17 protein-coding genes are annotated in these 23,166 nt (G+C 48.9%); 12 read left to right on the top strand and 5 right to left on the bottom strand.

Annotation, left to right across the window (positions count from 1 at the left end; all coding sequences use genetic code 11):
• Positions 1-47: 47 nt before the first annotated feature.
• Genes BBG47_RS19715 through BBG47_RS30820 form a run of 3 tightly spaced genes read left to right on the top strand, consistent with a single transcriptional unit; the run spans position 48 to position 2,049 of the window.
• Positions 48-1,370, top strand: coding sequence for an ABC transporter substrate-binding protein (locus BBG47_RS19715; protein ID WP_065293131.1), 1,323 nt, complete (start codon positions 48-50; stop codon positions 1,368-1,370).
• A gap of 48 nt (positions 1,371-1,418) precedes the next feature.
• A complete protein-coding gene (locus BBG47_RS30825) occupies positions 1,419-1,712 on the top strand; it encodes a hypothetical protein (protein WP_254659879.1) in 294 nt (97 codons plus the stop codon).
• Positions 1,675-2,049: a hypothetical protein gene (locus tag BBG47_RS30820; protein WP_254659878.1), complete on the top strand. Its 375-nt coding sequence runs from the start codon at positions 1,675-1,677 to the stop codon at positions 2,047-2,049. The genes BBG47_RS30825 and BBG47_RS30820 overlap by 38 nt, the downstream gene beginning before the upstream one ends.
• Positions 2,050-2,461: 412 nt before the next feature.
• Here the strand turns inward: BBG47_RS30820 and BBG47_RS19705 are convergent, their stop codons facing one another.
• Both BBG47_RS19705 and ytxJ read right to left on the bottom strand, forming a co-directional pair.
• Positions 2,462-3,562 (bottom strand): PsbP-related protein, encoded by a 1,101-nt coding sequence (locus BBG47_RS19705; protein WP_065293130.1) that lies wholly within the window; start codon positions 3,560-3,562, stop codon positions 2,462-2,464.
• Positions 3,563-4,027: 465 nt separating this feature from the next.
• Positions 4,028-4,366 (bottom strand): bacillithiol system redox-active protein YtxJ, encoded by a 339-nt coding sequence (gene ytxJ, locus BBG47_RS19700; RefSeq protein WP_065293129.1) that lies wholly within the window; start codon positions 4,364-4,366, stop codon positions 4,028-4,030.
• A 727-nt stretch (positions 4,367-5,093) separates the two neighbouring features.
• Here ytxJ and BBG47_RS19695 point away from each other — a divergent pair.
• Positions 5,094-5,963: a lipoate--protein ligase family protein gene (locus BBG47_RS19695; RefSeq protein ID WP_065293128.1), complete on the top strand. Its 870-nt coding sequence runs from the start codon at positions 5,094-5,096 to the stop codon at positions 5,961-5,963.
• Between the two features lie 319 nt (positions 5,964-6,282).
• Here the strand turns inward: BBG47_RS19695 and cydB are convergent, their stop codons facing one another.
• Both cydB and BBG47_RS19685 read right to left on the bottom strand, forming a co-directional pair.
• Positions 6,283-7,299 (bottom strand): cytochrome d ubiquinol oxidase subunit II, encoded by a 1,017-nt coding sequence (gene cydB / locus BBG47_RS19690; protein WP_065293127.1) that lies wholly within the window; start codon positions 7,297-7,299, stop codon positions 6,283-6,285.
• On the bottom strand, positions 7,283-8,692 hold the full coding sequence (locus BBG47_RS19685; RefSeq protein ID WP_065293126.1) for a cytochrome ubiquinol oxidase subunit I: 1,410 nt from the start codon (positions 8,690-8,692) through the stop codon (positions 7,283-7,285). Before BBG47_RS19685 ends, cydB begins: the two co-directional genes overlap by 17 nt.
• 457 nt (positions 8,693-9,149) lie before the next feature.
• On the opposite strand from BBG47_RS19685, the gene pdxR reads away from it, so the two are divergent.
• The 5 genes from pdxR to BBG47_RS19665 all read left to right on the top strand — a co-directional run bounded on the left by pdxR (position 9,150) and on the right by BBG47_RS19665 (position 18,711).
• Positions 9,150-10,598: a MocR-like pyridoxine biosynthesis transcription factor PdxR gene (gene pdxR, locus BBG47_RS19680; RefSeq protein WP_065293125.1), complete on the top strand. Its 1,449-nt coding sequence runs from the start codon at positions 9,150-9,152 to the stop codon at positions 10,596-10,598.
• Positions 10,599-10,786: 188 nt separating this feature from the next.
• On the top strand, positions 10,787-14,314 hold the full coding sequence (locus BBG47_RS19675; protein WP_065293124.1) for a discoidin domain-containing protein: 3,528 nt from the start codon (positions 10,787-10,789) through the stop codon (positions 14,312-14,314).
• 251 nt (positions 14,315-14,565) lie between these two features.
• Positions 14,566-15,474, top strand: coding sequence for an efflux RND transporter periplasmic adaptor subunit (locus BBG47_RS19670; protein ID WP_254659877.1), 909 nt, complete (start codon positions 14,566-14,568; stop codon positions 15,472-15,474).
• A 2-nt stretch (positions 15,475-15,476) separates the two neighbouring features.
• Positions 15,477-15,605, top strand: coding sequence for a hypothetical protein (locus BBG47_RS31105; RefSeq protein ID WP_302621961.1), 129 nt, complete (start codon positions 15,477-15,479; stop codon positions 15,603-15,605).
• Between the two features lies 1 nt (position 15,606).
• On the top strand, positions 15,607-18,711 hold the full coding sequence (locus tag BBG47_RS19665) for an efflux RND transporter permease subunit (RefSeq protein WP_065293123.1): 3,105 nt from the start codon (positions 15,607-15,609) through the stop codon (positions 18,709-18,711).
• 97 nt (positions 18,712-18,808) lie between these two features.
• On the opposite strand, the gene BBG47_RS19660 is transcribed toward BBG47_RS19665, so the two are convergent.
• On the bottom strand, positions 18,809-19,726 hold the full coding sequence (locus tag BBG47_RS19660; protein ID WP_065293122.1) for a serine hydrolase domain-containing protein: 918 nt from the start codon (positions 19,724-19,726) through the stop codon (positions 18,809-18,811).
• A gap of 584 nt (positions 19,727-20,310) precedes the next feature.
• On the opposite strand from BBG47_RS19660, the gene BBG47_RS19655 reads away from it, so the two are divergent.
• Genes BBG47_RS19655 through BBG47_RS19645 form a run of 3 tightly spaced genes read left to right on the top strand, consistent with a single transcriptional unit; the run spans position 20,311 to position 22,979 of the window.
• Complete coding sequence (locus tag BBG47_RS19655) at positions 20,311-21,102, top strand: alpha/beta hydrolase (RefSeq protein WP_065293121.1); 792 nt, start codon at positions 20,311-20,313, stop codon at positions 21,100-21,102.
• Positions 21,099-22,061, top strand: coding sequence for an ABC transporter permease (locus tag BBG47_RS19650; RefSeq protein WP_065293120.1), 963 nt, complete (start codon positions 21,099-21,101; stop codon positions 22,059-22,061). The genes BBG47_RS19655 and BBG47_RS19650 overlap by 4 nt, the downstream gene beginning before the upstream one ends.
• Before the next feature lie 15 nt (positions 22,062-22,076).
• Positions 22,077-22,979: a carbohydrate ABC transporter permease gene (locus BBG47_RS19645; protein ID WP_065293119.1), complete on the top strand. Its 903-nt coding sequence runs from the start codon at positions 22,077-22,079 to the stop codon at positions 22,977-22,979.
• Positions 22,980-23,166: the final 187 nt, after the last annotated feature.

The raw sequence follows: 23,166 nt of genomic DNA, 5'->3' as shown, positions 1-23,166 counted from the left end.
GCTTGAACTGCATGAATCGTATGGAGAATGGGGAGGAGAGGTTTAGGATGAACAAAAGGAGTGTGCTTGGTTTACTCGTTGCCTTAGCAATGGCGTTGACAGCGTGCGCAGGCGGACAGAATGGTGAGTCTAAGCAGGAAGGAAAGCAGGGCCGCGACGGGAAGAAAACCTTAGTTCTATCTGTATTTCAAACGGATCCTGTGTATGCGCAGGCGGTGAAGTTGTATGGAGAGCAGCATCCTGATGTGGATATTCAAATCAAGGCATACAACAAAGGGGAAGGCTCCAGTCAAGAAGGGGATCTAGAGAAATATGTGAACACCACTACTACAGAGCTATTGTCCGGTAAAGGGGCCGATTTGATTGACTTGAATGTGAGCGGGTTGCCGATTGGGAAATACGTAGACAAGCAAGCACTGGTGAACTTGAGTGAACTTATGAAGCAGGACCCTGTCTTTGATTCTAATTCGTACGAGATGAACATTCTGGACGGGGCCAAGATGAGAGGAGGTCTCTATGAACTTCCTTTGCGGTTTTCCATGGACAGTCTTATGGGCGATGCGAAGGCAATTCAGCAATCCGGCGTAACATTCGATGACAGCACATGGACATGGGGAGAGTTTACGAAAGTAGGCAAGCGTTTGGCAGCGTCCGGCGGGCATACGTATTCGTTGGGAAATACGACGCCTGAGAGGATGTTGAACATTCTGTTCGCTGATAACTATGCTCGCGTTGTCAATGAGGAGCAGCGCCCCGCGAGCTTCGATGCCAGTGCATTTGTCGGATTGATGGAGCAAGTGAAGACGATGTATGCGGAGAAGGTAGTGACGGATGCGGAAGTGAGCGCAGGAGATTATTTTTTTGCACCTAATTTGATTACTTCGCCGGAAGATTATTTCAGTGGGCCAACGATGTTCTATGAGCAAGGGAAGATTTATCGCAAGCCGCTTGCGGCTGGACAGAAGGCCGGAGGCACCTTCGTGGCATCAAATAAATTAGGGATGAATCGGAATTCGAAGGTGCAGGCGGAAGCATGGGATTTCATGAAGTTCTTATTGTCTGAGGAAATACAGACCATGCCTGGACTGCGAGGGTTCTCCGTCAATAAAAAGGTTAACGAGAAGATGCTCAAGGAGCTTGAGGACAAAGGCACTGTCGAATCGCCAACGGGATCCGCAATCCAAGTTCAGAAGGCAGACATTGACATGGTCATGCAGATGCTGGCCGATGCGAACACCGCAATAATGGATAATTCGAAAGTTCAATCGATCATCGAAGAGGAAGCGAAGGCTTACTATAACGGTCAAAAATCGGCCCAAGCAGTTGCGGAGTTAATCGCAAACCGTGTGACGACCTATTTAAATGAATAGACGCGGATGGGGGGAGCACAAATGCGAAGAGATAGGGATGGAAACAGGTTGCAAAAGTGGATGGTTTTATTGTTGCTTTCGGTAGCAGTCAGCATTTCTGCGTGCAGCTTCTCAGGCAGCAAGGAGAAGAATGCTGGTGAGACCAAGAATGTTTCTTTGACTCCGCAGCAGGGGGAGCAGGAGCAAGGGCGAGCAGAACAAGAGAATAAGACTGCGGAAACGAAGGCTCCAGAGGAAGGAAGAATTCACGTATTCTCGAATTTGATGTCATTGAAGCTCCCGCAGGGATCAGAGGCGCAAACGAGTGAGACATCGAACTCGAAGCTTGTTTTTCACGGATAGCAGCCAGAAAGTTAAGCTTGAGATACAGCATGATCCAGAACAGCTCGTGACCGATGCTGGAATCGATGAGGGTCGAATAAAGATGAAGGGGATTTTGGAACAAGACAGCGAAGGAGAAAAGCTAGAGTGGTTGAAAGATGAAACGCTGCTCGTTCATGGGAAGCACATTGCAGTCAATGAGGTTATCATGTCTTCCCAGAAAGGGAACACTTATCGTCTCGTCGGTTGGGCGGAACTAAATGGAGCTCTACTTGAAATTCAATTTAGCGCTCCAGCTAATGAGCAGGGGGAATGGCAGAAGGCCGTTCATGAAATGATTGAATCGATTCAGATGTAGGAATAAGAACCGTTTAGCGGTATGGCTAAGCGGTTTTTTACGTATAACGGATTGTCAAGTTAAGTGCGACATCTCTTTTATGAAAGCTTAGTAAGACGAACGCCAAGTAAGATATTTTCGAGGTCGAACATTGATCAATTGAATAGCATCAGCTACTGTTCTTCCGTCATCTCTGTGCAAAGTCATGCCCCTTTGGGAAAATTCTCTGAGAAGGGTGTTTGCGTTCTCGTTTGAACCTCGATGCCATAAATAATAAGGATCGGCAAAGTAGTCTCGCACCTCGCTTCCACGCTTAAGTTCTCGTGTGATGGGGAGGGGTGGCGGACTTCGTATTACAATCCGTTGTATAAAAAATCCGGGAATCTCCCAGCGGAGATCCCCGGCCAACTGATTGTTGTCTTACAGACCGCCGTTAAGCATCATGTTCCTTATAGGAAGCTGCGGCTTCGATGAAACGCTCGCGCTTTTGCTCGATTTTCGACGGGGCTGTCCAGAATTGTATCTGCGTGAACTGCTTTGGCGATTCAATCAGCGTAATGATCATCGCAATTTTTTCTTTGTTCTCCAAGACGCCTTGGATTTCGAACTGCAAGGCAGGCAAGCCGTTGATGTTTACCCTCTTCGGCTCTTTTACAGCCCCCTCTGATGCGAACTCGCTATAGTTATTCTCATATAGCACGTCATAGTAGTCTTCGAGGGTTTTGATATCTCCCATCTCCTCGCGATCGTCCGGAATGACGATGACGAATTCATTGCCCGTTGGGTAGACGGCGGATATCTCGGCCTCTTCGTTCAACGGATATTCCAACCAATTGTCCGTTAGTGTCAGTTCCATCCGACTGTCGGCGCTCTTGAACACTTTCGGTTTTGCCGGGGCTGTGGCCGCCGCTTCCGAGTCGCTTGCCTTCAGCACCTTGAATGTTTGCGTGGCCTGTTCAAATTCATCCTTGTATTTGTCGAACTTGGATTCCTTTGTCCAAAAGACGATCAGATGGAAATAGTCCCCTTTCCCCACTATCGTAACAAGTTGATGGATCTTCTCCTTGGTTCCGTTGCCAATCCCGCGAATTTCCAACTGCTTGGCTGCGTCAGAGCCGAGGGAAGCATCCCGGATATCAATGACTTCCATATCTTCCATCGTGATCGTATTATTATTGCTGATGGTACGATCGACAATATCGTCAATCGTTGCCCCTTCCGCCATATCGGCCTTCAACGTACTGTTCACGGCGACGAACCGGTTATCGCTCCGAGAATACGCAGCGAACTGCGCCATATTGTTGATCTCATTATTTTGTCTCCAGGAGCTCGGCAAGGTCAGCTGTATTGTCCCGTCGAAGCTGGTGAACGTCGTGCCCTTAGGCTTAGACTTCTCCGCGGTCTGCTGAGCTGTCGTACTATCGGCTCCTTCTTGCTTGCTGTCCAAGCCGCCCTGCGACCCGTCTCTGCATCCGGTGACCAGCGTGGACCCTATGACTACTGCGATTGCGATTTTGTGCCACTGCCATTTCATCGTTTCTCTTTTACCCTCTTTCTCTCTATGCGAGTGCTATACTAGGATGGAATGATCATCCACAATTCCCTATCTTTGAATATCATCGGCGAATCTGCCGGATTTCTTTAGGAGCAAGAAGCGTATAGCAATTTCTCATACATAAGAAATCCTGCTGCGTAACCTTTCTTTTTCAAAAAGACAGCGTAAACTGACATGAATACTGAAAAAATGCCCGATGATAACTATGAGCTAGGCTTTCTGGATGGAACGAGGTTAAAGAATCATGACCCGATTAGTATATATAATATGGTTAGCGAAATGATATCTGGAAATATAAAAAAAGAATTTATATCGTAACGGGAAGCGACAACGGAGAAGTTCTACTCGAGAAAAAGTTCTAGATTGGGTATAGTCGTGTTCACCCATGATAGACAAGAGCCCGTCCCAGGTCTTCCGGAAAGGGTTCTATTTTTTATGGCCATTCTAATCCAAAACCGCTGCCATATGCTCGGTCGTTACCGCCCAATGGGAAGCCGTCCAGTATTTTATCTTGTCTTTGACATAAATGACTTGCGGCGACTCATGCTTCACATCTAGATCCTCGGCAATCTGATTGGAGACGGGGCGGGACTCTATTACCTTGACAAGAACATAATCAATATCGCTGTTCGGATTGCCCTGCAAATACTGCTCGTACTCATTCAGCGCATTCGCGCTTACGGGACAGGTGGTGCTGTGCTTCAGCACGACAACCCCGCGCTCCGCCGATTGCGCCAACAGCTTTGCCCACGCGTCTACTGTCGTAATCTCTTTCCATTCCATCGTTCGCTCGCTCCTTTATCGCAGTCTTGGTGCCACTTACGACTGGTTTTATGTATTAATGACCTTTTATCACAAATTGTAGATATTCGCAAGACTGTCGTCAAGGAACAGCGATAGACAATTATCTCCTTGGCTATCAATACTGGTCTGAGGAAAGCCCGAGCGACCCGAACTCCAATCTTGTGAGAAGACAGAAAATTTATACGGATCTTTTGAAAAACTCCGACAATGCTTACAACATAGATTGGAACACGCCGCTGAGCATGCCAGCTAAAAAATATCCTGCCTAGTAATAGAAAAAAGAGAGCCTAAAGCTTCTTTAGGGCAGCATTCCATAAAGAGTTTCCACTATCTGATGTTTTGCTGGATGAACGTCTACCCAACATGTTGATGTCTTTTCATTGGTCACAACAGATATCAAGCTTTTTGAATACAACACGTGCTTACTCTTGATAGCTTGTAGGGCATTTTATGTGCAGCTAACGGTTACGGCAAGTCGCGTACTAGTGGAAAATGAATCAGCGTGATGTCAGGATAGGTCTCTTGTTTTCCGTAATGTACTCATCCATGTTAAGATACTTACAGCTTGAATTGAATGCGTTTAATCGACTTAGTTAGTAGGGGAGTTCAAGATAAAAACATGCTGTTTGCATGAGCAGTATCACAGTTGGACTCCGAATGGGAATAAGAGATTTACTAGTTTCATGATTTTAAGGGGGATGCAGAAATGGCGGAATGTACGACTTCATTTACATTGGATGAAGGGCTAGACAATATTCTCTTGTTAGATCGCACGCAACAGATGGAGGAAACCGACATTCTGTATCCTTTTGCATTGGACGAGCTGCTGTGCAGATATACAGGCAAGGGCGGGCCCGCTGTATGTCACCTGTGGCGTCATCCGCAGGGCTTCGTGATGGGACTGCGTGACAGCAGACTGCCGCATGCGGCAGAGGCGCAGCAATGGCTGGAATCGCTTGGCTATTCAACGGCTGTTCGCAACACGGGCGGGGCTGCCGTACCGCTCGATTTGGGCGTTGTGAATATTTCTTTGATACTGCCAAAGGAAGGGCTGGGCGACAAATGCTTTCGCTCGGACTATGAGCGCATGTATCAGTTGATCAAGCTTGCTCTACAGAACACGGGCTATACGGTCGACAAGGGTGAAATCGATGGCGCATACTGTCCTGGTGATTATGATCTCAGCATAGGCGGCATCAAATTTTGCGGCATTGCACAGCGGCGTCAAGCGCATGCCTTTGTCGTGCAGGCATTCGTCATATGCGAGGGATCGGGCAAGGAGAGCGCCGAGCTCGTTAGATCCTTCTATGAACGTGCGGCAGCCGGCATGGAGCAAGCCGATCATCCTGTCGTGACGGAAGATAAGACAGGCAGTCTGGAAGAGCTGGCATCGCTAGGCACCGATGAGGGAGAAGGAGCGGCGCAAGCTTTTATAGAAGCCGTGAAGCAAGTGATACGGGAACGCCAATCGAACCACAAAATGGAGGAAGCTGCAGCAGGGCTGTGGCTGCCGGAGCAGGCAGAAGTGCATGCGGTCATCAACATGCTGCGCGAGCGTTACGGAATCAAAGCTTGAGCGTGAAAAAGCTGTTCTTGGGGTCATTGCTGTGAATGTTGTACAAGTTGCAAGAGTTTGGGCATATTGAGGTTACAAGTTCACTATCATATTGCATTCGATTCAACATAACCCCTTCTCTATTCTTAATATGTAGAGAAAAAAGAAAAATTGTTGCACTTGGTACAACCTGAAGCTCGTTTCAGACATTCTATTCGAGATAATGATGTATTTTGTACAACATTTTCGTTGGAGAGGGTAAAGTAAAAGAAAGAGCAAGAGGAGAACAAATCCGAAATGGATTCGATCTCCTCTTACTTTGTTTTATTCGCTTTTCCCTTTAATATTCCAGATGCTCCTTATCGTCGATCCGCTTGCGGAAGACGTAGTAGCTCCAAATTTGATATCCGAGCACGAATGGCAGAATCGTCAGCGAGATATATGTCATCACCTTCAGCGAGTAAGCGCCGGAAGCCGCATTCATAATCGTCAGATTGAACTCAGGGCTGATCGAGCTGACCATCACTCGTGGGAACAAGCCGATGAACATGCTCACGGCCGATAGAATGATAACGGCTCCTGTCATGGCGAACGCCAGTCCATCCCGCTCACGCTTAATGAATGACATGGCCAAGAGCAATGCGCCCCCAGCTAACAGCGGCAGGATAAGCCAACCGCTGCCATGAACCGTATAAATATCAGTGCTGACATACGTCATCATGGCGAACAGCAGCAGGACGACGACAACTGCCGGGCTGACATCGCGAGCTGCCTTCCGTGCCCGATCCCGCAGGTTGCCGGTGGTTCGCAGCGTGATGAAGACGAGTCCGTGCAGAATGCATATCATGACTACGGCCACACCGCCAGCGAGGGAGTAGCCATTTAGCAGGTCAAGCACACTCCCAACCATTTCTTTGTTCCCGTCAATCGGCACACCGCGAATGATATTGGCGAATACGACACCGAATAGGAAAGGAGGCAGCAGACTACCAATGAAAATCGCGGCATCCCACGCTTTCCTCCAAGCGCCATAATCCAGCTTGCCCCTGAACTCGAACGCGACACCGCGCGCGATAAGCGCCAGCAGCAGCACGACGAACGGGATATAGAAACCGCTGAACATCGTCGCATACCATTCCGGAAAGGCAGCGAACATAGCCCCCCCAGCCGTAATTAACCATACCTCGTTCGCATCCCAATAAGGACCGATTGTGTTGATAATGATGCGGCGCTCATGATCCGTCTTCCCGAGGAACCTGGCGACCATGCCTACGCCGAAGTCAAATCCTTCGAGGAAGAAGAAGCCGACGAACAGCACGGCGACGAGTATGAACCATAACTCATTTAGCGATAGCATGCGTTACCTCCTTATCAAATGGATCGTAATTCTTCATATCTTCTTCCTCCGGTTCTTCCATCTGCTCATCTTTACGTATCACCTTGACGAAGAGAACAGCGTCGATAATGGCGAGTACCGCATAAATGGTCGTGAACGCAATGAGCGAGAAGAGAAGTTCTTCCGCCGTAACTGTCGGCGATATGGCGTCCTCTGTACGCATAACTCCGAACACAACCCACGGCTGACGACCCATCTCGGCCATAAGCCATCCCGCCGAATTGGCGAGGAACGGAAAGGCGATCATGCCAACCATCAGCTTCAAGAACCATGGGCGCTGCTCCAGCTTCTTCTTGCGGGATAATATCAGGCCGTAAATGCCGACAAGGCACATGAGCCCTCCTGCGGCAACCATCATGCGGAAGCTCCAGAACGTCATTTTGACCGATGGAATATAATTTCCTGGTCCGTACTTCTGTTCATAACGCGCTTGAATCTGATTAATCCCTTCTACACTGCCGCTAAGCTTGTTGTACGATAGCAGACTGAGCATATATGGAACTTGGATTTTGAACGAGTTCTCTTTCTTTTCCGTATCGATTGTGGCAAATAACGTGAACGGTGCCGGATCCTCACTCGTATCCCAGAGCGCCTCGGCCGCTGCCATCTTCATCGGCTGAGAAGTGAGCAGATGCTGCGCCTGTGCATGCCCAATGTAGGCAACGATGACGGACGAAATCAAGGCAACGGTAATCGAGACGCGGAACGAACGGCGGAACATGTCCGGATTGTGTCCACGGAGCAGCTTCCATGCGCTGACGCCTGCCATGAAGAAGGCGCCGGTTGCGAATGCCGCGAACAGCGTATGCGGAAATTGCAGCCACAATTGCGGATTCGTAATAAGTGCGAAGAAGTCGCTCATCTCTGCCCGTCCATTGTTGAATTCATATCCGACAGGCGCATGCATGAACGAGTTGGCGGTCAAGATCCAGAACGCGGACAACACGGTACCGATCGAGACGATCCAAATGCAAGCGAGATGAACTCGCTTCGATAAGCGCTCCCAGCCGAACACCCATAAGCCGATGAAGGTGGATTCCATAAAAAAGGCAAGCAGACCTTCAATGGCAAGCGATGGCCCGAACACATCACCGACGAAGCGGGAATAATTCGACCAGTTCATCCCGAACTGAAACTCTTGCAAAATGCCGGTGACGACGCCAACTGCGAAGTTAATCAGAAATAATTTGCTCCAGAACAAGGCAGCTTGCTTATAAATCTCCTTGCCCTTGACGACATAGAGCGTCTCTAATACGGCGATTAAAAACGCCAGTCCAATCGTCATGGGGACGAAGATGTAGTGGAATAATGTTGTTGATGCGAATTGGATTCGCGCGAGAATGACCTGATCCATGGAGGCCTCCTTGTGATGAAAATGTGATCGTCGTGCAACAAGAAAAAGGTCTGTGAGATTCGAATAATGTGAATGTCTTCACGTTATGTGGTGCTGTTAGTGTGGTACTCGTTAAGATTCAGTCGTTATGAAAAGCGTTAGGTTATGAGCTTGACGAGGCTGTACGTACATCGCAGCACACATCATTGCACACATCATTGCACACATCGTACATACTCTTGTCATATGGCACTGGCAGCCAGTCAAGTGAAGTTCTCACGTTCAGCATTATCTTAGAGCAGACTGGAGGGGATGTCGCCATCCATTTCAACAGGGCGGGGTCATCCATGTTCAAGAGACTGACACAGAGTTGACAACGTTTCGATGAAAAGGGTCAGTACGAGATCACGAAGAGCAATGATATACTTAATTATATGTGATAAAAATCACAGACCAAGAAAGCAAGAGGTGTATTTCCATGTGGCAACCGGATCGTTCCAGCAATCAACCACTATATCAGCAGATTGCCGCATATATCGAGCGCAGCATTTATAACGGTGAATTTTCTCCGGGAAGCGTCCTTCCATCGGAACGCAAATTTGCCGAGCAAATACATGTAAATCGAAGCACAATCGTTCAAGCTTATGAAGAGCTGCGTGCTGCAGGCATTATTGAAAGCATGGTCGGTAGTGGTACTCGAGTAAGCAAGTCGAAGTGGGGGGCAGACTCTCAACAAACGCCAGATTGGCATCAATATTTAGATAGCTGCAAGCTAGTCCAGCCTGATCCTGTATACGCCGAATTGATTCGTTCCGCACTGGATTCGGGCAGCAACTGTATAGACTTTGCCAGCGGAGAACTGTCACCCGATTTGTCGCCAAATGAAGAGATGCGGATGCTTTTGAGCGAGCATCTGCTGCATGAGGACATGAGCTATGACGATCCTCAGGGCTATGTGCCGCTGCGGGAGGTTCTGTCCACTTCTTTACATCAATATCGCGGCTTTCGAACGACAGCATCATCGATTCTCGTTACATCAGGGTCTCATCAATCGCTCTATTTAATAACTCGCCGATTGCTTCAGCCTGGGGATGCGATCGCGATCGAGGATCCTTCCTACTATTATTCTCTGCCTATGTTTCACTCGGCGGGCTTGCGCTTGTTTCGGCTGCCTGTAGACGAGAAGGGGGTATGTCCGGAAGGGATATTGTCCTTGTATCGAGAGCACAACATACGGATGATATTCGTGAATCCGAATTACCATAATCCAACGGGCCGTGTACTTGACCCCTCTAGACGGGAACAATTGCTTGAGATTTGCGGCAGCTTAGGCATTCCCATTGTGGAGGATGATCCGTTCAGTCTGACGTCCTTCACAGGCAATCCACCGCCAACGTTGAAATCGATTGATACAAACAATACCGTCATTTATATTGGCTCATTATCCAAAATTGTAGCGTCAGGCCTGCGGATCGGATGGATGGTTGCCCCGCAGTCTGTTATCACGCGGCTTGCTGCTGAACGACAGCAAATCGACTTCGGAATGAGTGTGCTGCCGCAGCGAATCGCCGCACGTTTGCTGTCGGAAACTTATTTTGACCGCCATTTGGTACGGCTGCGGCAGGAACTCCTCAAGAAACGGAACTTGCTTATCGATGCGCTGCAGCGCGAACTTCCAGGGGAGGTGGCGTATTCCCTTCCACAAGGAGGTCTGCACTTATGGTGCAAAGTAAAAACATCGATTCCTGATGCAAAATTGCTAGAGGAAAGCATAAAGCGAGGGGTTCTCTATAATCCCGGAACGGTCTACGGTTCAGAACCAGGGTATGTCCGGTTTACGTATGCAAGACCGCATGAGGATGAGATTGGGTTAGGAATAGCGCGATTCGCTCAAGCGATTCATGCATCCCAGCAGCGAAAAAAATGATTCATAGCGGAGTAGAAATTCAAAAAAAGAAATGCAATTGGAAAGTTCCTCCTTTCTAGTTGCATTTTTTTGTAATATGATAGAGAGGAAAGAAAAAGAAAGCGCTTGCGAAACTGGGCGCATGAGATTGGAGGGAGGAAGAAGGAGGGACTATGCTATCCGATAACGAGATGAGATGGAGGGAAATAATGAAGAGATCCATGTATTTGAAAGCGGTTTCGATGCTGCTCAGTTTGATGGTTGTTATGACCTCGACGCTTACAGTAGTGCAGCCTAAGGCGTACGCTCAACCAAACGGGCAGGAGAATGTAAAGGTGGGGCATCAAGATGAAGGCCCAGTCCTATCTATACCAGATAAGGGGAATGCGACTCCGCCGAACGTTACAGATGTCGTGTATGACAAGGACGGCAATATCATTCCGAATCCAATTGGGGACTCCAATGAGGAAGCTGCTCGCCTCCTCGCGGCTGCTACATTTAGCGGAACGAATCTAGCTCTGCATAAGCCAGCCTTTTCCTCCGGTAATGAAGTAGATTATTTGGGGCCTGAGCTGGCTGTAGACGGAAAAGGGAATACAAGATGGTCTTCGGCGAAGGAAGATGATCAATGGTTCTATGTAGATCTCGGAGAGAAAAAAGCATTCGATCGTGTCGTAATCCGTTGGCAAACGCCGGCCGATACATACAAAATCCTTGTATCGGATGACGCTCAGAACTGGACGAATGTGAAGGACAACGATGGTCTCATCCAATGTAAGGGCGGTGTGGAGACGGTTGATTTCCCTTCCCTCGAAGCTCGTTATGTAAAGTTTCAAGGTGTGAAGCGTGCTCCTGTCGATGGAGTACTGTATGGCTATTCCTTTTTTGAATTTGAGGTGTATCAATTGAATGACTTGCAATCTGTCATTGACAAGGTGACGGCAGCGCTCACGGTGCAAGCCGGACAGACGAAGCTCGATTGGTCCACTGCAGGAGTGCCGGAAGGCTACAGTGTCAGTGTATTTGGCAGCGACAGAATTCCTGTCATCGACCGTGATGGCAACATCCGTACACCGCTAGTAGACGCCAGGGTGAATCTGATGATTCAGGTGGAGGATCAGAATAATCCAGACCGGAAGCTGCTGTCTGGAAGCATTCCTGTTATCGTTCCGGGCTTGCATAAGCAGACACCGGAGCGCAATGCTGAGCCGGAAGTGATCCCTTCTCTGCGCGAATGGTATGGGGATTCGGGCAATTTCAAGTTAAAGAAATCTTCGCGAATTGTAGTCAATCCGAAGGATGAGTCCTTGCTCCGTAAGGCGGCAGAGCTGACTAGCGAAGATGTATTGGATCTGACGGGTTACCAGCTTACGGTAGTCTCTGGAACGCCGAAATCTGGGGATTTGTATCTGTCGATTGATCCTTCTTTATCATGGCTCGGCGATGAAGGAAACGTATTCAAGGTTGGGGAGTACGTGTCCATCACCTCTTCATCAGCTAAGGGGGCTTTCTTCGGAACGAGAACAGCGCTCCAAATCATTAAGCAGAATAAGGACTTGACGATTCCGCGAGGTGAAGCAAGAGATTATCCGAAGTATGAGAAGCGTGGACTAATGATCGACGTAGCCCGCAAATTCTTCACGGTTGATTTCCTTCGCGATTATGTGAAGCTGTTGTCATGGTACAAGATGAACATGTTCCAAATTCACTTGAATGATGACGTCGGGGAGCCATTCGCAGATGGCACACGTGCAGCATACCGCTTAGAAAGCACGACGTATCCTGGACTTGCAAGTGCCAGTGGGCATTATACGAAGCAAGAATTCAAGGATTTGCAGCTCATGGGCATGGACTATGGCATTAATATCATCCCGGAAATCGACACACCCGGACATTCTCGCGCATTCACGACCTACAACCCGGCGCTTGGAGACGATTCCCATTTGGATATTTCTAAGCCGGAAACCGTGGAATTCATCAAGAACTTATTCAATGAGTATATAGATGGAAGTGACCCAACATTCGTCGGGCCAGAAGTGCATATTGGCACGGATGAATATTGGGGTCCGGATATTGAGCGCTTCCGTTGGTACATGGATACACTCGTGAAGCACATTAACAGCAAAGGCAAGCACCCGCACATGTGGGGAGGCTTGACCCAATATAACGGAACGACGCCGATTAGCAATGACGCTACGATGGACATCTGGTATGAGCCATACGGTGCGCCACAGCAGGCGGTGGATCTCGGGTATGACGTCATCAACTCGCAGAATGTATACATGTACATCGTGCCTACCCTATACGGGAACTACTTGAATTCGCAATTCCTGTACGATGAGTGGGAGCCGAACAAGTGGGAGAACACATCGCTGCCACTTGGCCATCCGCGCGTGAAGGGCGGCATGTTCTCGATGTGGAATGACGTATCTGAAGCGAATGGCTTGTCGATGGACGATGCGCATATCCGATTGCTGCCAGGTATACAGGTCGTGGCAGAGAAGCTATGGACGGGAACGCGCGATGATAAATCCTTTGCGCAATTTAACAATCGTACAAAGGTGATCGGTGATGCGCCGAATGCGGATCGTTCCCACAAAATTACGGTAAACAATCCGGACAATCTCGTTATGGAGTACATGTTCGAGAAGGGATTTAAGGATGGCTCGGGCAATGGATTTGATGGCAAGGCAGTCAATGTGGATATAACGGAAGGAAAATATGAACAGGGCGCGCATTTCAACGGCGGCAAGAGCTACATCGAGACGCCAGTTGATGCGATTGGGTTCGGTTGGACCGCGTCCATGTGGATCAAGCCGGACAAGGATAATCCAGATGACGCTGTCTTGATGGAATCGCCTGTTGGCACTTTGAAGCTGAAGCAGGGCAAGACAGGCAAGCTTGGATTCAGCAAAGAGCATTACGACAGTACTTTCAATTACGTCGTTCCAGAAGACAAGTGGACCCATATCTTGCTGAAGGGCGATGACAAGGGCGTATCACTATTCGTCAATATTGATGAGTATGTGGAACGCTTGGAAATGCAATATCCAAAGATGAATACGCTTGTCTTGCCGACGCTTCGCATTGGAAGCGAGACGAACGCATTTAAGGGTATGTTGGATAATGTGGTCATCTACAACAAAGCAATCGAGCTGCTCAGCACGGAAAATCTGGCTTTGCAGAAGGCTACGGAATCTTCGGAACCAGAGTTTCCTTACTATTCCTCGGATAAGGCTGTAGATGGCAATCCGTCTACTCGCTGGGCCAGCAAGTATGTGGATGATGCGTGGTTCCTTGTAGACTTGGGAGAGGTCAAGGATATCAATAAGGTAATTATCAAGTGGGAAGGCGCCTATGCGGAGAAGTATCAGCTTCTTGTATCTGATGACAAGACGAACTGGAGAAATATTTCCGGTGAAGGCGGAATCATCGAGTCCAAGGGTAAAATGGACATTCTCGAATTTGATACAACGCCAGCACGCTACGTGAAGTTCCAAGGCATCCAGCGGGCAACCGTCTTCGGCAACTCTTTCTACGAGTTTGAGGTATATTCACCAGGGCAAATTCCTGAATACAAGCAGTTGATCGCTACCATGGATGATATGCTGGCGAAGATCGGCAACAAGGGGAAATGGTACAAATTGCTGCTCGAAGTACTGAACCGATACCCATACGATGCCAATCGTCCGATTGATGAGATGAAGACGCTCATGTCGCAGCTTCAACCGAAATAATAGACAGGTGAAAACCTCGCTTCCTTGCTGGAGGCGGGGTTTTTTGGTGCAGCTGAAAAATCAACATCATGCAATCTTCACATTTTTATCCACACTATGGAATGACCCGTGGTTCATTCTCGTGTTATCATAAGGGGAGCAGCTGATATTTTACGTCTAAACCATATAACTAGAACTTTAGTAAGTAGGCTGCACTGAAATGCTAGGGGGATTATTTCATAAATAATAGACAAAAGGGGAGTGGGACGATTATGGCAGTGAGAAGACGTTGGCTGATTATGGGGAGCATTCTGCTTATGCTCGGAGCCGCAACAGGATGCGGAAGTCCGGAGGCAGAACAGCCAATGCAGGGGGCACAGGAGAAGGAGACGCCTGTTCAGGTGGCGGCCGTGCAGAAGGGGGCGCTGAATCAGACCAATGAGATGATTGGGACAGCGAGTGCAAGCCGATCTGTCGAGGTGATGCCGAAGCTGAGCGGTGAATTGAGAAGTGTGAATGTGAAAAAGGGTGACACCGTCAGCAAAGGCGAGACTCTGGCAAGCGTGAAGGCAGACGATCTGGACATCCAGCTGCGCTTGGAGCAATTAGGATTGGAACAAGCGCAGGATCAATATAAAACGCTGCATAATGCACAGGCATCCGAGCTTGAATTGGATCAGGCGAAGCGCAGTATCGAGCAAGCCGAGCTGCGTATTCAGCAAGCGAACAACCGTAAAGCAGACGCGTCTATCAAGGCGCCAATCAGTGGTCAGGTGGTGCGTGTAGCGGCCGAGCAAGGCGAGCTTGCGGCAGGCACTTCGCCGTTGTTCACGATCGTGTCAACCAACCCGATCAAATTCACGGCAAATGTGAGCGCTAATCAGATGCTGCTTCTGCAAAATCGGAAGGAAGTCAAGGTGGAGCTGCCGGATCTCGGCAAAACCATGAATGCGCACATTACATTCTTGTCTCCTGTGGCGAACGAATCTGGATTTTATGCACTGGAAACACAGGCTGAGAACAAGAAGGACGAGATTAAGCCAGGCATGACGGCCAAATTCTTGGTTGATCAACAAGTCCTGAAGGATGCTTTGCTCGTGCCGACAGAAGCAATCGTTGAGAAGAATGGCACCTCACATGTATTCGTCATTCGGATGGACATGCTGTCGAGGAAGCGGTAGAGGTGCTTGAGGCGCAATCCAAGCTGACGGCGGTGAAGGGAAATCTTCAGCCGAATGATCAGGTTGTTGTCAAAGGACAACTGACTCTGACAAGCGGCAATAAAGTCAAAATTGTCGAGGGGGCACGCTAACGTGAAAGTAATCGACGTCTCCGTTAAGCGTCCTATCGGCGTAATGATGCTCGTGCTGGCGATTCTAGCACTGGGCTTGTTCAGTCTGCGCAGTCTTGCAATCGACCTTTTCCCGAAAATCGATGTGCCGATTGCTGTAGTCGCAACCTCCTATCAAGGGGCGGCTCCAGAGGAAATTGAGAAGCTGATCTCCAGACCGCTGGAGTCTTCTCTGAGCACGATTCAAGGGATTGACACCCTATCGTCTCAGTCACAGGCGAATTCCTCGCTGGTCATGCTGCAATTCAAGACCGGCACGAATATGGACAACGCCCTGATCGATGTCCGGGAGAAGGTCGATCAAGTGAAGGGAATGCTTCCCGATGATGCCAACGATCCGACCGTGCTACGGTTCGATCCGAATCAGATGCCGATCATTACGCTTGGCTTGACGGGCGCATCTCCAGAGAAGCTTCAAGAATATGCGGACAAGACCATCATTCCAACCTTGGAACGAGAACGTGGAGTTGCATCTGTCTCTGTTGCTGGGGGAAAAACGCGTGAAATTCTTGTCGAGCTGAATCGTGCAAGCTTATCCCGATACGGTATTACGCCAGCTCAAGTTGTACAGGCGATCAATGCAGAGAACAAGTCTCAGGCAGCGGGCTCTGTACCGAAAGGTGTGCAGGATCTGCAAATCCGCGTGAAGGGCGAATACGGTTCCGTAGATGACATCAAGCAGACTATCATTCATTTGCCGCGTGGGGGACAAATACAAGTTAGTGATGTAGCTGTCGTCAAGGATACGTTCAAGAAGCAAACCTCGCTGACGTTAGTAGATGGCAGCCCTGCCCTCGTTCTGTCGGTACAGAAGCAATCGGATGCGAATACCGTAGCGGTTGCAGATAACATCGACAAGGGACTTAGCAAGATGAAGGACGTATTGCCGCAAGGCATTGAATTGAAGAAAGTGTCCGATACGTCGACCTTCATTCGTCAATCCATCGACAGCGTCATCGGCAATATGATGAGCGGCGGCGCATTAGCAGTCGTGATCCTGCTTCTCTTCTTGCGCAGCGTACGCTCGACCTTCGTTATCGCGCTCTCCATGCCGATTGCGATTATTTCGACGTTTACGCTCATGTATTTCACGGGGCAGACGCTCAATATCATTTCGATGGGCGGGCTTGCGCTCGGCATCGGGATGATGGTCGATAACTCTATCGTTATATTGGAAAATATATTTACCTACAGGCAGCAGGGCATGTCCATGAAGGAGGCGGCCGTGAAGGGGGCATCTGAGCTCGCTTCTGCAGTTATCGCCTCAACAATGACAACACTCGTCGTGTTCCTGCCGATCGTGTTCATTCAAGGCTTGACTGCCGATATCTTCCGGCCGCTCGCACTGACGGTCTGCTTCTCGCTTATTGCCTCGCTTGTTGTGGCGATTACGCTCATTCCGATGCTGGCGTCGAAGATCGTATCCGAGAAGAAAATCATGCAGCAGGAGAAGAAGGGCTGGTATATGCGCTTCTTCGGCGGGTTTGTTACGGGGTATAAAAAGATATTGAAATGGGCGCTCGGACATCGTAAAACGACGGTGTTTGCCACGATTGCTTTACTTGTAGGGAGCTTCTTCCTCGTACCGTTCATTGGCATGGAATTCATGCCTGGCGGGGATCAAGGGCAAATTCAGATCAAGGTTCAGACGCCAAGCGGCACAAGTCTGGAAGAGACGAAGAAGACCGCTGACGAAGTGGCAGCCCTGCTCAAGCCTTATGAGGGCATCATTGAGACGGCCTCGCAATCGATTGGCGGCGGTGGAGGTTTCGGCGGAGGCGGAACCAATTCCGCTACGTTCACCGTTCAACTGGTTCGCGCTTCGGAGCGGGATATCAAGACCAAGGAACTGATGCAGAAATTAACGGATGCGACAGGCAATATTGCAGGCGCAGACATTACCGTATCTGCACAGGAGTCAGGCTTTAGTGCAGGAGCTCCAATTCACATCAAGCTGAATGGCCAGGACCAACAGGTATTGGAGGAAGTTGCGAATCAAGTGGTGTGGATGATCTCTGACGTACAAGGGGTATACAATGCAGAGTCTTCCGCAGCGGAAGGCAATGCGGAGCTGAACATTACTGTCGATCGCAGCTTGGCCGCTTCCTACGGCATCTCGTACCAGCAAATATTGAGCGAGATTTCACTTGCCATGAATGGGCAGATGGCTACCCAATATCGGGAAGACGGCAATGAATATAATGTGAAAGTCATTATGCCGGAGGAAGAACGCAACAGTATTGCTGCATTGAATGCCTTAACGATTCAATCACAGAATGGTCAGTTAATTCCACTGTCTGCTGTTGCGAAGTTCAATCAGCTACAAGGGCCTGTCATGATTCAACGTGAGAATCAGCAGCGTCAGATTAACGTTACGGCTGATATTGCGGGCAGAGACTTAGGCAGCATATCGAAGGATATTGAACAATCGCTGAAGAAAATGAACTTCCCAGATGGGTATTCATACTCCATGGGCGGAGCGAGTGAAGATATGGTGGAAGCATTCGGGGATCTTGGAATTGCGCTCGTATTCTCCATCTTCCTCGTCTATGTCGTCATGGCGGTTCAATTCGAATCGCTGCTGTATCCGTTTATTATTATGTTCGCAATGCCGACGACGTTCATTGGGGTTATTGGCGGATTGTTCCTTACGGGCACACCACTGAGCGTAACGGCGATTATCGGGGTCATTATGCTCGCGGGTATCGTTGTCAACAACGCGATTATATTGGTGGATTACATCAATATCCAACGCCGCAGCGGATTGGATCGCCATGAGGCCATCATGCAAGGTGCGCCGAGCCGGATTCGCCCGATCTTCATGACGACTTTAACAACGGTGCTCGGCTTGCTGCCGCTTGCGCTCGGCATCGGGGAAGGCGCGGAAATGCAAGCGCCGTTGGCGGTTGTTGTAATATTCGGTCTGTCCTGTTCGACGATCTTTACGCTGCTGCTGGTACCAGTTATGTACACGTATTTGGATGATTTCTCGAACTGGATGAAGCGCTTGTTCACACGTAAAAATAAAGTGGAGAACGTAAGCGAAGCAACGGTATCTCATTCATGATTCCAATTGCCAATGTCAAAGAAATCTTGGTATAAAGACAAGCTCCCACGAACGAATATACTCGTTTGTGGGAGCTTCTTTATGTAGATGCAACTTGCTACAATATCGGCCAAATCTTTGACCACACCGCATCCAAAATATCCTGCAGCCGATCTTCCTGACTATTGATGGCGATCACGGCATCCTTATCGGGCATGACAATACAGAACTGTCCATGCGCGCCATCCGCCCGATAGGCATTGTGGGAGCACATCCAGAATTGATAGCCGTAGCCTTGACACCAGTCACGGCTGCCTTCATTGCCGATCTGCTTGCTCGTTGCAAGCTGAATCCAATTGGCAGGGATCAATTGTACCCCGTTCCACATTCCTTGCTGCAGAAGCAGCTGGCCGAAGCGGCTCAGTTCTTCGTTCGTGAGTGCCAGCCCGGCACAGCCCAGCGTTACGCCAAGCGGCGAGGAATCCCACGTTTCTTCTGTAATCCCAAGGGGCACGAACAGCTTTGGACGCAAGTAGTCGTGCACCGTTAGTCCGATGGCTGCCTGCACCATTGCCGAGATCATGAAGGTATCTCCGCTGCTGTATGTGAACCGCTCGCCTGGCACTCTATCCAGAGGCAGAGACATGTAATAGCGAACCCAATCCGTTTCCTGCAGTGAAGCTCGTTCCTCTGCCCAGAGAGGGGGAGAGTCATGACCGGAAGACATGCGAAGCAGTTCGCCCAGCTTGATGCCTGTTGGGTGAAGCAGGGGATTGGGCTCCGTGTGCATATGAGCGTACTGCGGGAACATATCTCCTAGCGTTGTGTCCTGGGTCAGCTTGCCTTCCTCAATGGCGAGTCCCACAGCCATGCATGTAAACGATTTGCTGATCGAGTGCTGCAACCGCCGGCTGTCTTCGTTCTGATCCCATTTTCCGATCAATTCCCCGCCCTGACGAACCCGCACAGAGGTGACCTGCAATTGTTCAGCCTTAATTCGATTCACGAATTCGCTCAGGCTTGAGGGTTCTATCATCTCCATTACTCCTTTCTCAATATGAGTGGTATGTACTATATCCGTCCAAACCATTTCGCACGCATGACAATTCGAGCACATTCCGTTTCGCCAAAACGCATTGTTGTATATGTCAGAGATGATCGATGTAGAAACGTGATCCAAATCTCTTCATGAGAACCGTAGAACCCGCGTCATCATTGGGTAGAAACGTTTCTATTATGTGTGGTGAAATCTATACTTCAAGTATGTCATTGGTTCTAGTGCATTGTCAATGAGTCTATAGTAATCGCTTTCTTTTTATTTTACATCTCAAAAAATGGGTAATTGCCAATTAAGAGTATTCAAATTTTACCCCTTTGATCGATTGCATCAAAAAAAGCATTGACAGATTCAGGAACATAGATCTATGATTGTGTCGAAACGATTCGAAAGAGTTGCTTACATTACGCAATCATGTGTTTTCAGCGAGTGATTTTTCACTTAGTTGCAGACGAAAAGCTGGATTACAGTTAGAGAACGAACAGGTAAAGCACTCGATAATTAGATGATCTAAATGAGTCAGCCCTATAATTTCAAAAATACGAAAATGAAAGGGGTTACATATGGCGCATGTAACGATAGAAACTGGGTCGAACATTTTGCGAATGAACACGAGCATCCACGTGATTTATCCCTTGGAATCACAAATTCCGCCAAGCAGTACGCTCTATTTGCTGCATGGTGCTGGTGATAATGCGAGCACATGGCAGCGGCTGACGACGATTGAGCAATATGCTCAGCGTCACAATTGCACGGTTATTATGCCAGAGGCTAATCGCAGCTATTACACAGACATGGCGTATGGACTCGATTACTTTACATTCATTACCGAAGAGCTTCCCGATTTGTGCAGCAAGCTGCTCCAGTTGAATATCGAGCCAGAGCATACATACGTTGCGGGCTTGTCGATGGGAGGATATGGCGCTTTGAAATGTGCGCTTACCTATCCCGAGCGATACGCCAAGGCAGTATCGTTGTCCGGGGTTACCGATATGCAGCGCCGACTTCGCGATCCCGATATGCCCCAAGGAATGGTGAGAGAGATGCAGGCGGTGTTTGGCATGGATTTACTCGTGAAGCCCGAGCAGGATCTATATGCGCTGGCTGCCAAGAGGATGGAAGCGGAAAGCTTGATGCCGTCCATCCTGTGCTGCTGCGGTTCGGAAGATCCTTTTATCGAAATGAATCGAGCATTTGCTGCGCACATGAATGCAGCTTCCTCATCCGGATTCCACTTCCGCTATGTCGAAGATTCAGGCACCCATGACTGGGTATTTTGGGAGAAGCATTTGAGGACAGTGTTTGACTTTCTTTTTGACAACAAGAAGCTAACTGAGAGGGGAAATGCAATGTGAAATCTGCAGCCTTGCAGGGGCCAGACGGCAAGCTGAAGAGTCGTTCGAAGCTGGGAGCGCTGTTCAGTGAAATATGGAAGCATCGAATGGTATATACGCTGCTCCTTCCTGGGCTGATCTGGCTACTATTATTTGCGTATTTGCCAATGGGCGGCTTATCGCTTGCTTTCAAGGATTATAAGGCGAACTTGGGCATTTGGGGCAGTCCGTGGGTCGGGTTTGAAAATTTCAAGTACGTGTTCCGTGATCCCGCCTTCCTCGATGCGCTGTGGCGAACGCTGTACATCAACATCATTAAGCTGGTCATTCAATTCCCATTCCCGATCCTGCTGGCGCTCATGCTGAACGAGCTTCGAATGAAGCGTGGGAAAAAGGTATTTCAAACCGTGCTGACGTTTCCCCATTTCTTGTCATGGATTATCGTGTCAGGGGTTGTCATTAATGTACTGGCCTATGATGGACTTGTGAACAGCGCGCTGACGCTGCTTGGATTGCCAACGATTAATTTTCTTGGGTCGGAGAGCACGTTCGTTCCGATGCTGCTGCTTACGGACATTTGGAAATCGACCGGATGGGGAGCCATTATCTACTTGGCTGCCATCTCGGGAATCGATCAGGATCAATTCGAATCTGCCCAGATTGACGGGGCGTCACGGATGCAGCAGGTGTTCCGCATTACATTGCCCAACATTATGCCAACCGTTACGGTCATGTTCATTCTGTCTGTAGGCGGACTGATGTCATCGGGCTTTGATCAAATTTTCAACTTGGCAAATGCAGCTACGAAGAATGTGTCCGAGGTGCTGGATGTGTACATTTACCGGATCACCTTCCAATCTTCGACTGACTTTTCGTTCTCAACGGCGGTCAGCTTGTTCCGATCTCTGGTGAATATGATCCTGCTGCTTGCTGCCGATCGAGTAGCGAAAATGCTGGGCGGAGACGGGCTATTCCGATAAGGAGGGGATGCAACAATGAGCAAGAAAACTGCACGGCGGTCAGCGTTCCGCAGAGAGAAGATGACTGCCCTCGACTATATCTTATTTATCATTCTACTTGGTATTGCACTGTTGATTCTCATTCCATTCTGGAATGTCATTATGATTTCATTCTCGACGCCGAAGGAGTACGCCGACAATCCATTCATGCTGTTCCCGAAAAATCCGACGCTGGCCTCCTACAAGGCGCTTTTCATGGACGGAAGTATTCTTATGGGATACTGGAACACCTTCAAGCTGCTTGTTGTCGGTTTGCCGCTAAGCCTGTTCCTGACGAGCACCATGGCTTATGGACTTAGCAGAAGCAAGTTTCCGGGCAAACGGATTATTTTCTTTCTCGTGCTGTTCACGATGATCTTTAACGGCGGCATCGTCCCGCTGTACCTGATCATGAAATCCCTGCATCTGACCGGGACATTATGGTCTGTCATTTTTGCCGGCAGCTTCAGCGCCTTCAACATGATATTAATGATGAACTATTTCTACAGTCTTCCGGAATCGCTGATGGAGTCCGCACGCTTGGACGGAGCGGGCGAATGGAGAATTATGTTCTCAGTCGTGCTTCCGCTGGCCGCTCCCATTATGGCAACCATTACGCTGTTCTATGGTGTCGCTTATTGGAACAGCTGGTATGATGCGATGATCTTCCTGCGCAAGGCAGAGCAGCTTCCGCTGCAGAACGTGCTTCGCACCATTATTGTGGAATCGACGACGAACGCATCTAATGCGTCAAGCGTAAATGCTGTCGGCAAGCAAGCTTTTTCAACGGGGATGAAGATGGCTGCGGTGTTCGTCACGATGGTGCCTATCATGTGCTTCTTCCCTCTGCTTCAGAAGCATTTCGCTAAAGGGGTGTTGACAGGGGCTATTAAGACCTGATGATACACATAGATTTTTGTTTTTTTTGCATGATGGTATGACGGCAATATTCAGTATGCATGTATGCATCAAAAATCTAAAGAGGTAGTTCAAATAGGTCGCTTTTGATCACGAAGAAAATAAAGTACAGGAAGTGAATCGGCGTCGAATCTTGCATTCACTCTCGAAGTCCGCTGCTCATGTAGTC

This window comes from Paenibacillus sp. KS1 (genome assembly GCF_001680695.1).
Taxonomy (GTDB): Bacteria; Bacillota; Bacilli; order Paenibacillales; family Paenibacillaceae; genus Paenibacillus_B; species Paenibacillus_B suaedae.
This window is presented reverse-complemented; position numbering and strand designations above follow the sequence as displayed.